12 protein-coding genes are annotated in these 10225 nt (G+C 70.2%); 7 read left to right on the top strand and 5 right to left on the bottom strand.

Going from position 1 to position 10225, the window contains the following annotated elements; all coding sequences use genetic code 11:
• Positions 1 to 8: 8 nt before the first annotated feature.
• Positions 9 to 620: a TetR/AcrR family transcriptional regulator C-terminal ligand-binding domain-containing protein gene (locus ACFYWJ_RS08840; protein ID WP_355273874.1), complete on the top strand. Its 612-nt coding sequence runs from the start codon at positions 9 to 11 to the stop codon at positions 618 to 620.
• Between the two features lie 6 nt (positions 621 to 626).
• Here ACFYWJ_RS08840 and ACFYWJ_RS08835 read toward each other — a convergent pair whose 3' ends face one another.
• Both ACFYWJ_RS08835 and ACFYWJ_RS08830 read right to left on the bottom strand, forming a co-directional pair.
• Positions 627 to 1385 (bottom strand): hypothetical protein, encoded by a 759-nt coding sequence (locus ACFYWJ_RS08835; RefSeq protein ID WP_355273877.1) that lies wholly within the window; start codon positions 1383 to 1385, stop codon positions 627 to 629.
• Between the two features lie 43 nt (positions 1386 to 1428).
• Positions 1429 to 2028: a TIGR03086 family metal-binding protein gene (locus ACFYWJ_RS08830; protein WP_355273879.1), complete on the bottom strand. Its 600-nt coding sequence runs from the start codon at positions 2026 to 2028 to the stop codon at positions 1429 to 1431.
• A gap of 156 nt (positions 2029 to 2184) precedes the next feature.
• Between ACFYWJ_RS08830 and ACFYWJ_RS08825 the strand changes: the two genes are divergently transcribed.
• Positions 2185 to 2421, top strand: coding sequence for a hypothetical protein (locus ACFYWJ_RS08825; RefSeq protein WP_355273882.1), 237 nt, complete (start codon positions 2185 to 2187; stop codon positions 2419 to 2421).
• Between the two features lie 10 nt (positions 2422 to 2431).
• On the opposite strand, the gene menD is transcribed toward ACFYWJ_RS08825, so the two are convergent.
• The 3 genes from menD to ACFYWJ_RS08810 all read right to left on the bottom strand — a co-directional run bounded on the left by menD (position 2432) and on the right by ACFYWJ_RS08810 (position 5462).
• Positions 2432 to 4063: a 2-succinyl-5-enolpyruvyl-6-hydroxy-3-cyclohexene-1-carboxylic-acid synthase gene (gene menD, locus ACFYWJ_RS08820; RefSeq protein ID WP_355273884.1), complete on the bottom strand. Its 1632-nt coding sequence runs from the start codon at positions 4061 to 4063 to the stop codon at positions 2432 to 2434.
• Positions 4064 to 4326: 263 nt separating this feature from the next.
• Entirely contained in the window at positions 4327 to 4638 is a 312-nt protein-coding gene (locus ACFYWJ_RS08815; RefSeq protein WP_355273887.1) for a hypothetical protein, read from the bottom strand.
• A 377-nt stretch (positions 4639 to 5015) separates the two neighbouring features.
• Complete coding sequence (locus tag ACFYWJ_RS08810) at positions 5016 to 5462, bottom strand: DUF6918 family protein (protein ID WP_355273890.1); 447 nt, start codon at positions 5460 to 5462, stop codon at positions 5016 to 5018.
• Positions 5463 to 5603: 141 nt separating this feature from the next.
• Between ACFYWJ_RS08810 and ACFYWJ_RS08805 the strand changes: the two genes are divergently transcribed.
• The 5 genes from ACFYWJ_RS08805 (at position 5604) to ACFYWJ_RS08785 (ending at position 10201) form a co-directional block, all read left to right on the top strand.
• Entirely contained in the window at positions 5604 to 6497 is an 894-nt protein-coding gene (locus ACFYWJ_RS08805; RefSeq protein ID WP_355273893.1) for a 1,4-dihydroxy-2-naphthoyl-CoA synthase, read from the top strand.
• Between the two features lie 14 nt (positions 6498 to 6511).
• Positions 6512 to 6904, top strand: a complete 393-nt coding sequence (locus tag ACFYWJ_RS08800; RefSeq protein ID WP_355273895.1) for a VOC family protein — start codon at positions 6512 to 6514, stop codon at positions 6902 to 6904.
• Between the two features lie 279 nt (positions 6905 to 7183).
• Positions 7184 to 8317 (top strand): o-succinylbenzoate--CoA ligase, encoded by a 1134-nt coding sequence (gene menE, locus ACFYWJ_RS08795; protein WP_355274643.1) that lies wholly within the window; start codon positions 7184 to 7186, stop codon positions 8315 to 8317.
• Between the two features lie 76 nt (positions 8318 to 8393).
• Positions 8394 to 9380, top strand: coding sequence for an ATP-binding cassette domain-containing protein (locus ACFYWJ_RS08790; RefSeq protein WP_355273898.1), 987 nt, complete (start codon positions 8394 to 8396; stop codon positions 9378 to 9380).
• The gene (locus ACFYWJ_RS08785; RefSeq protein ID WP_355273900.1) at positions 9377 to 10201 is read left to right on the top strand and encodes an ABC transporter permease; all 825 of its coding nucleotides are present in this window, start codon (positions 9377 to 9379) and stop codon (positions 10199 to 10201) included. The genes ACFYWJ_RS08790 and ACFYWJ_RS08785 overlap by 4 nt, the downstream gene beginning before the upstream one ends.
• Positions 10202 to 10225 lie beyond the last annotated feature (24 nt).

The following is a 10225-nucleotide window of genomic DNA, read 5'->3' as shown; positions in this document are numbered from 1 at the left end:
GTTCCGTTATGAATCACGACATCGCCTGGCCGGGGTCCGTTCGCCCAGGTGGACGCACCGCCCGGGTCCGCGAATCGGTCCTGCAGGTGGCCGGCGATCTGATTGCCGACCGGGGCTTCGTCAGCCTCGATCTGGCGGAGGTCGCCGCGACGGCGGGCGTCGGCAAGACGACGGTCTACCGGCGCTGGCGCACACCGGCGGGCCTGGTCGCCGATCTGCTCGTGGACATGGCCGAGCAGTCGCTGCCGCGCGCCGACACCGGCGCCCTGCTCGACGATCTGACCGCCAATGCCCGGCTGGTGGCGAAGACGCTCGCCGACCCGCGCCAGGGCAACCTGTTCCGCGCCGTCATCGCCGCGGCCACCGGCGACGAGGTCACCGCCACGGCGCTGCACACCTTCTACGACACCCGGCTCACCGAGTGGGCGCCCTGCGTCGAGGACGCCGTGGCGCGCGGCGAGGCGCCCGCGGGCACCGACGCGCGCGCGGTCCTGTCGGCGGTGTCGGCGCCGCTGTACTACCGGCTGCTCGCCAGCGGTGACCCCATCGACGACAGCGCCGCCGACCAGTCGGCGCGGGCGGCCACCCTCGCCACGATCGGCGGCGCCTTCGTCCGCTGAACCGGCCTACTTCGAGACGAATTCGGCCAGCGCGCGCTGGTATTCGGCGAGATCGGGCTCGGTGTGGATCTTCGGGTTGTCGCCCTTGGTGAGCGCCGAGAACGGGCAGTCGGGCGTCGACTTGCCCGCCAGTTCGACGGTCCCGACCTTGCGGCCGGTCCGTGCCTCGCGGATGGTCACGTCGTAGCGACCCTGATAGAGCGGCAGCGTGCTGCTGGTGAACTTGCAGTCGGTGAGGAACTTGCCGTCCTCGGCCTCGTCGAGGCAGGCGATGAGCTGCACGTCGGCGGGTTTCAGCCCGCGGCCGCCCCACTCGCGCGGCGCGTCGGAACCACCGATCTCGGCCTCCGAGGTCCCACCCACCTGCTCGTCGACGAACGCGACCACCGGATGCGGTGCGGGCCCGCCGAATTCGGCCGCGGACGGGAAGAACTTGCCGCCCATGTCATGGCAGGCCGACTCCATGTCGCGCACGTCCGCCAGCTGGCCCTCGTATTCCTTCGGCGTCCAGAAGGTCCAGTACACCGCGTAGCCGACCGCCCCGATGACGGTCACCAGCGCGATCACCCCCACCACCCTGGACTGCTTGCCGAACAGCGGACCGGTGGCCCCGGTTCGCTTGCGCACCATGGCGACCACGATCGCGATCAGCGGCGCCAGCGCCAGCAGCGCGAAGATCACGGCGACGACCACGCTGCCGTTGGTGAAGGCCATCCAGGAGAACAGCCCGGCCAGGGCCATCAGGATCAGAACGAGTTGCAGCACAACGAAACCCCCCAGGTTTACCGTCAAACGTGCTGCGACCGTATCAAACCCGCCGGTCCGCTGCGATCGCAGCCGGACGCCAGCCCGGATCGCGGCCGGTCAGCCCGAGCAGGCGGTCGAACGCGGGCGCGGCGTCAGGCACGGCGACGACCGGACCGAACAGCCCGGGGGTGCCGTCCGGGTCGGTGTCGCGCAGGAAGTCGAGCAGGATCACCAGGTGGTCCGGATCGACCGTCACGGACTGCTCCGTGGCGACCGCGAGATCCCAGGCGTGCACGGTGACCTCGTCGAGCGCGACGGTGGCCATGATCGCCGCGGGCAGCACGATGCCACCGGCCTCGGCGTCGCCGTCCCAGGCCGCGGGGACCCGCCAGGCCGCGGTGAGCGCGGCGAGCTGGGCGGGGATCAGGGTGCGCCAGTCGGCGGCCAGCGGGCTGTCCAGGCTCGGCGGCTCCGAACGGCCGACGGACTCCTTGGTGGCGGCCTGCCGAAAGGCCTCGGTCAGCCCGACGACGTGGGCGAGCACCTGGCGCACGGTGGTGTCCTCGCACGGCGTGAGGGCGTCGAGCCGGTCGTCGGGGATCCCGGCGACGACGGCGGCGAGGGTGCGGGCGGCGAGGGCGAAGTCGAATTGCGGTTCCATGGACGCTCCTGGGCGAGGACGGACTCGGTCACCAATGCAGACGACACGAGCCGCGCGATCTCATCGGCGCGCGGGTTGCCGAGCGCTGCCGATCGGCGCACGCTGGATGGCGGAACGATCAGCGACACCGTGCGAGGCGACAACCGAGGAGCACCGATGATCGACTACACCGCCCGGCCGCTCGACGAAGTCCCCGAGGCCGATCGGATCGAACAGGAACAATCGGCCTTCGCCGCCGACGATCCCGACGACCCGGCGTTCTTCGACGCCGCCCGGTACTCCGACGAGATGGCGGCCACCGTCGACCGTGACGCGGAGACCGCGAACGCCGCCGACGTGATCGAGCAGACGATCCCGGTCCCCTACGAGGACGAATTCGTCGAGGAGCCGTGACCGGCCCCGCCTAGCCCGCGATCTTGGCGCGCACGGTGGCGTGCAGTTCGCGCAGGCTGGAGCGCTCCGTCGCGACCTCGAGCACGCGCAGTCCGTGCGCGTCGCCCGCCAGCTCCACGGCCAGCTCCGCCGGGTCGACCTGGCGGTGCGGGATGCGGTAGGCCGCGCACAGGGCGGCCAGGTCCATGCCGTGCGGGGTACCGAAGACCCGCTCGAACACGCCCGCGTACTGCGGATCACCCTGTTCGAGCAGCTCGAAGATGCCGCCGCCGTCGTCGTTGGCGACGACGATGGTGAGGTTGTCGGGTCGCGGCTCGCCACGGCCGATCAGCAGGCCGGACGCGTCGTGCAGGAAGGTCAGGTCGCCCATCAGCGCGACGGTGCGGCCGGGATGGGCCAGTGCGGCGCCGACCGCGCCGGAGACGGTGCCGTCGATGCCGGCGACGCCGCGGTTGGACAGCACCCGGACGCCGGGACGTGGATGCGAGACCAGCGCCGCATCGCGGACCGGGTTGGAGGCGCCGAGCAGCAGCTGATCGCCCTCGCGCAGCGCGTCCATGACGACGGCCGCGACGTGCAGGCCGGTGGCCTTCGGGTGGGTGGCCAGTTCGGCGCGCACCACCGATTCCGCCTGCCGGTTCAGATCGGCACAGCGCGCCAGCCACTCCGGTCGCGGCGCGCCGGTGGTGACCGCGCGGGTACCTGTACCGACGACATTGCCGGAGACATCGGGCCAGCGCGGGCCGGTGGTGAGCGCGAAGACGGTGACATTCGGGTCGGCGAGCACCCGCGAGACCTGCCGGTGCAGGGTCGGGCGGCCGGTGATGATCGCCTGCGTCGGCTTCAGCAGCGGCAACGCGAGCGGATGCAGGGCGGGACCGTGCATCGGCGCCGTCGGCTCGGCCACGGTCGGCAGCTCGGCGAGTTCGGGCAGCAGGCGCGCGCCGTGGCCGGAGATGACGACGGTGTCGGGCGTCAGGTCGATGTCGAGCGGCACGTCGAGGGTGGCGTACTGGGTGGCGGTCCAGGGCTGTTCGCCGTCGCGGCCCGTGGGCAGCGGGTCGTCGGAGAGCTCGGGGACCAGCGGCTCGCGCAGCGGGATGTCGAACTGCACCGGACCGGCATTGCCCGACCTGGTGCCGCGCGCGGCGGCGAGCACCCGGCACACCGAGGAGCGCCAGACGCTGTTCTGGCGCGGATAGGCCGACTCCCCCGCCTCGGCTTCGGCGAGCCCGAGGCTGATGGTGGCCCGCACCTGACTGCCGAACAGACCCAGCTGCTCGACCGTCTGGTTGGCGCCGGTGCCGAGCATCTCGTACGGCCGATTCGCGCTGACCACGATCAGCGGCACCCGGGCGTAGTTGGCCTCCAGCACGGCGGGGCCCAGATTGGCGACGGCGGTGCCCGAGGTCATCACGACCGGCACCGGCCGCCCGGAGGACACCGCGAGCCCGACCGCGAGGAAGCCCGCGGTGCGCTCGTCGATGCGCATGTGCAGCCGCAGCTGTCCGGCCACGTCCGCCGCCTGCAGCGCGAAGGCCAGTGGGGCGTTGCGCGATCCGGGGCAGAGCACGACCTCGCGGACGCCGCCGCGCACGAGCTCGTCGACGACCACTCGTGCCTGCGCAGTTGACGGATTCACAATCCCAGAGTGTCAGACCGGACCACACGCGTCTGCCCCCGGCCCGCGTTGTCTGCGTCACCGGCCGGGCCGACCGGCCACCGCAACCGGCGGATCGGCGGTACGGTCACGTTTTTCGACCGTCCGATATCGGCACTCGCCGAAGCGTTTCCGTAATTACGTGGGAGTTATTCGGCGACCGGGTGTCCGATATGCCGAAAAAGGGGAATTCGGCGACAGATTCACCCCTGCCGCCGAATTCCGGAAAAAACACACAGATCAGCTCAGGACGCGGCGGGCGCGGGCAGCAGACCGTTGATACCGGTGATCAGGTCGATGACGTTGACCAGTGCCGAGGTACCGCCGTCGAGCGCCGAGCTGCCCGAGTCGAGCACGCCGGCACCGGCGGCCGAACCGGTGGTCAGCGCGGCCGAACCCGAGGACAGGTCGGCGGAGCCACTGGCCAGATCGGCGGAGCCACTGAAGGATCCGGTCGCCGAACCCGAGTCGGCGCTCGCGACGGCGACGGGACCGAGGAACATCACGGCGGCGGCCGCGGCGGCACCGGTGGCGGCGAGAGTCTTGCGAGAGATCATGGGACCGAACTTCCTTCTCGAACCGAACCGAGCGGAAAGGATATTTTCCGCGTCGCGGTAATTCGCCTTCCGAATCACCTGAAATCGAACGTAATCGATTCGGAACGGAAAGAGTCAATCGCGCGGAACCGTCGCCGCGCGTCCGGAATTGTCGGCAACCCGCGATTTTCCAGCTGTTCACCGACGGCGTTGCCCGGCTCACAATCGCGGCTCCGGAATTTACCGCCGACCGGGAAATGCTGTGGCGGCGACCGCCCCATCCCCCGTTACGTGAGTGTGGTCACCCACCGACGCGAAAGGCCGGTGCGGACGGGTTCGCACCCGGGCCGCACCGGCCTCACGTTCGATCTGACGCGGGGGCTACCCCGCCATGGGACTCAGCCCGCGTGCTTCTGCACCAGGTCGGCCACCCGCGGCAGGGCCTCGACGACGTGCTTCTTGGCCGAGCCACGCATGGAGGAGTACACCTTCTGCAGGGCGGGACGGCTCGACGCGTCGGCGCGGGCGTCGGTGACGGCCAGCAGCGACTCGGCGACCTCATCGGACTTCGAGGTCAGCAGGTCGGCGAAGGTGCCCGCACCCGAGGTGGTGTATTCGGCCCAGTACGGCTGGAGCTGATCGAGCAGCTTCGGCGCCAGCGAGGCCAGCGCATCGGGAACGATGGTCGGGCTGATCTTCTTGACCGCCGCGTAGCCACCCTTCACGGCCAGGCCGGACGCACCACCTTTGTCCGAGACCTCGGCGTCGAGAACTTCGACGGCGTCGGCGAGAAAAGCCGGACGCTTGGTGTCGTCGAGCAGGGATTCAGACAGCGCTGCAACCACTTTCAGGTTCCTCCGGATCGGTTCGTTGAACGAGCAGCCGCAACTATACGCACCGGGTCCGGGAAACACGCGCCGACCGCTCGAGCTGCGGTGTTACGACCTCGTACCGGTCCGCCGGACGGTAGGGCAATAATCAGGGTCGTGACTTTCGATCCGAAGCTGTGGCGGCCCGTCCCCGGGTTCGAGGACCTGACCGACATCACCTACCACCGACATATCGAGCAGGGCACGGTGCGGGTGGCGTTCGACCGGCCGGAGGTGCGCAACGCGTTCCGTCCGCACACCGTCGACGAGCTCTACCGCGCGCTCGATCACGCGCGGATGTCACCCGATGTCGGCGCGGTACTGCTCACCGGCAACGGCCCCAGCCCCAAGGACGGCGGCTGGGCCTTCTGCTCCGGCGGCGACCAGCGCATCCGCGGCCGCAACGGCTACCAGTACGCCGAGGGCGAGACCGCCGACACCGTCGACACCGCGCGCGCGGGCAGGTTGCACATCCTCGAGGTCCAGCGGCTGATCCGTTTCATGCCCAAGGTCGTCATCGCGCTGGTGAACGGCTGGGCGGCCGGTGGCGGGCACAGCCTGCACGTGGTCTGCGACCTGACGCTGGCCTCGCGCGAGCACGCGCGGTTCAAGCAGACCGACGCCGATGTCGGCTCGTTCGACGGCGGCTACGGCAGCGCGTACCTGGCGAAGATGGTCGGGCAGAAGTTCGCCCGCGAGATCTTCTTCCTCGGCAGGCCGTACACGGCCGAGGAGATGCACCAGATGGGCGCGGTGAACAAGGTCGTCGACCACGACGAGCTGGAGAACGTCGCGCTGGAGTGGACCGCGGACATCAACGGCAAATCCCCGCAGGCCCAACGGATGCTGAAATACGCTTTCAACCTGCTCGACGACGGCCTGGTCGGCCAGCAGCTCTTCGCGGGCGAGGCGACCAGGATGGCGTACATGACCGACGAAGCGGTCGAGGGCCGCGACGCGTTCCTGGAGAAGCGCACGCCCGACTGGGCGCCCTACCCCTGGTACTTCTGAGAACGGACGGCCCCATGGACATTCTCAACAGCCGGATCATCGTGCGGCCCAGCGACTATGCCACCACGCTGGCGTTCTACCGGGACGGCCTCGGCCTGGCGATCGCGCGGGAGTACCCGGGCGGCACCGTGTTCTACGCCGGACAGGGCCTGATCGAGGTCGCCGGGCACGGCGGCAGCGGCGAGCCGGGCCGGTTCGACGGCGCGATCTGGCTGCAGGTGCGCGATGTCGCCGACGCAGCGGCGGAGTTGGCGCTGAAGGGAATTGCGATCGAGCGCGCACCCGAGCTCGAGCCGTGGGGCCTGTGGGAGATGTGGGTGCGCGACCCGGACGGCATCGCGATCGTTCTGGTACAGGTTCCTGCCGAACATCCGATCCGGCGGGATCCGCGCTGGTCGGCGGAGTGAACGAGTGGTTATCGCGGCGGACCCGAGTTGCCGATCCGGGTCCGGCCGCGCACGATAGCTGCGAGCAAGCGCCCGACCGTCGTCGTCCGGAGCGCAGTGCGAGTCGTCGTCCATCTACTGAATCGCAGTCGCTATGCCTGCCTTGTGGCGAACGTTATCCCGGCAAACCGACCCGTTGGCCGGGTCTCGGCCGTCGCATGACACGATCGAAGCCGTGAGGGAGCGCAGCAAGCTGTATCCGGAGGTGGTGGCGTGAGTAGAACCCTGCGGACGCTGCAGATGCCGACCGGTTCCGGTGTCGGCGAAGTGCTTCCCCACCTGCGTCAGGCGCTCGACGGCAACGGCCCGGCGTGGCTGCCGATCCCGACCACCGATCGCCGCGAGGCGCGCAGGCTCTCCGACGCGCTCAAGCCCGGCGATCCGATCGACGACGACGTCGCGCTGGTGGTGACCACCTCCGGCACCACCGGCATCCCCAAGGGCGCGCTGCTCGGCGCCGAAGCCCTGCGGGCCAGCGGTAACGCCACCCACGAGCGGCTCGGCGGACCCGGCAGCTGGCTGCTGGCCCTGCCGACCCATCACATCGCGGGCATCCAGGTGCTGCTGCGCAGCATCCTGGCCGGCACCGAGCCGACCGTGCTCGACGTGTCGGGCGGGTTCCTGCCCGAGGCGCTGGCCGGCGCCGTGGCCGCCATGCGCGGGCCGCGCCGCTACACCGCGCTGGTGCCCACCCAGCTGATCAAGTCGCTGGATTCGCCGGTGGCGGCCAAGGCGCTCGCCGAACTCGACGGCGTGCTGGTCGGCGGGGCGGCGACACCGCTGCCGGTCTACGAACGCGCGCGCGAGGCGGGCATCACCGTCGTGCGGACCTACGGCATGAGCGAGACCTGCGGCGGCTGCGTCTACGAGGGCGTGCCGCTCGACGGCACCGAGGTGCGGATCGAGGACGGCCGGGTGCTGCTCGGCGGCGCCATGATCGCGCACGGGTACCGCAATCTGCCCGATCATCCGGCCTTCGCCGAACCCGGCTGGTTCCGCACCGAGGACGCGGGCGCCTACGAGGACGGCGTGCTCTCGATCAGCGGACGCCTCGACGAGGCGATCATGACCGGCGGTCTGCTGGTGATTCCGCAGGTGGTGGAGGCCGTGCTGGCCAACCATCCCGGGATCAGGGAGTGCATCGTGCTGGGGTTGCCCGACGAGCGGCTGGGTCAGCGGGTCGCGGTCGCGATCGTGCCGACGCCCGGCGCCGCGCCGACGCTGGACGAGATCCGGGCCCACGTGGTCGCCGAACTCGATTCCATCGCCGCGCCGCGTGAGCTGGCCGTGCTGACCGAGATCCCGCTGCGCGGCCCCGGCAAGCCCGACCGCGCCGCCCTGCGCGAACACCTGCTGGCCAACACCCGGAGCTGACGCTCACCGGCCCCTTGCGTGGCCACGCCATCGCGACGCAAGGGCCGTGCAAGGCGGGCCGGGCACCGTAGGTCCCATGACTTACACACCCACTGCAGCCCTCGCCGTCGAGGCGGACGGTCTGGTCAAGGTGTTCGGCAAGCAGCGCGCCGTGGACGGGGTGAGCCTGGCGGTGCCGCGCGGCTCGGTCTACGGGGTGCTCGGACCGAACGGCGCGGGCAAGACGACGACCATCAAGATGCTCGCCACGCTGCTGCGGCCCGACGGCGGCAGCGCGCGGATCTTCGGCCACGACGTCGTCGAGCGGCCCAACGCGGTTCGCTCGCTGATCGGCGTCACCGGGCAGTACGCCTCGGTCGACGAGGCGCTCTCCGCCACCGAGAACCTGATCATCTTCGCCCGCCTGCTCGGCCTGAGCAGGCCCGACGCCCGCCGCCGTGCCGTCGAGCTGCTCGACGAGTTCGACCTCACCGAGGCGGCGAACAAGCCGCTGAAGAACTTCTCCGGCGGCATGCGCAGGCGCCTCGATCTCGCGGCCAGCCTGATCTCCACCCCGCCGCTGCTGTTCCTCGACGAACCGACCACCGGCCTCGATCCGCGCACCCGCGCCCAGATGTGGGACACCATCCGCAGGCTGGTCACCGAGGGTGCGACCGTGCTGCTCACCACCCAGTACCTCGACGAGGCCGACCAGCTGGCCGACCGGATCGCCGTGATCGACCACGGCCGGGTGATCGCCGACGGCACCGCCGACCAGCTCAAAGCCTCCATCGGCGGTTCCTCGGTGCACCTGACGCTGCTCGATCGCGAACAGCTCGAGGAGGCCAAGCGCATCGTCGGCGACTTCCTCGGCGTCGCCGCGCAGATCAGCCCGGAGGCGGGCAGGCTCACCGCGCCACTGCCCGATCCGAACCTCACCGCCGACCTGCTGATCCGCCTGCGCGACTGGGAGATCGGCGTCGAGGAGATCACCGTCTCCAAGCCGACCCTCGACGAGGTATTCCTCACCATCACCGGCCACCCGGCCGACGAATCCGACGACACCGAACGGAGCGCGGCATGACCGCTGTCCTCACCGCTCCCGCAGCTACCAAGGACGTCGCTCAGGTCAGCGACCGGGTGGGCCTGCGCGAGACGATCTCCACCTCGTTCACCATGGCCTATCGCGGCCTGCTCAAGATCAAGCACAATCCCGAGCAGCTCTTCGACGTGACGGTGCAGCCGATCCTGTTCACCGCGCTGTTCACCTACATCTTCGGCGGCGCGATCTCGGGCAGCGTCGAGGGCTACCTGCCCGTCCTGATCCCCGGCATCCTCGTGCAGACCGTCGTGCTCACCTCGGTGGTCACCGGCACCCAGCTGCGCGAAGACATGGACAAGGGCGTCTTCGACCGCTTCAAATCCCTGCCCATCGCCCGGGTGTCGGCCCTGGCCGGCGCGCTGCTGGCCGACATGGTGCGCTACGGCATCGCCTCCACGCTGACGATCATCGTCGGCCTGTGCCTGGGCTACCGGCCCGGCGGCGGCGTCGCCGGGGTCGTCGCGGCCTGCCTGGTGGTCGTGGCCTGCTCGTTCGCGATCAGCTGGGTGTGGGCGCTGGTCGGCGTCACCGGCAAGAGTGCCGCCTCGGTGCAGGGCATCTCGATGATGGTGATGTTCCCGCTGACCTTCATGTCCGGCGCCTTCGCCCCGGTGAGCACCATGCCGGGCTGGATGCAGGCGATCAATCACGCCAACCCGGTGTACTACATGGTCAACACCTGCCGGGACCTGATGAACGCCAACGTCTACAGCAGTGACCTGCTGTGGTCGCTGGTCGGTTCGCTCGTGGTCATCGCGGTGTTCGCGCCGCTCACCGTGCGGGCCTACATGCGCAGGGCCTGAACCCGCGCGGGCACAACGGCATCC

Origin of the sequence: Nocardia sp. NPDC003269, from assembly GCF_042888005.1 — a bacterium.
Classification (GTDB): domain Bacteria; phylum Actinomycetota; class Actinomycetes; order Mycobacteriales; family Mycobacteriaceae; genus Nocardia.
The sequence above is the reverse complement of the archived record's forward strand: the minus strand, read 5'-3'. Positions and strand labels throughout refer to the sequence as shown.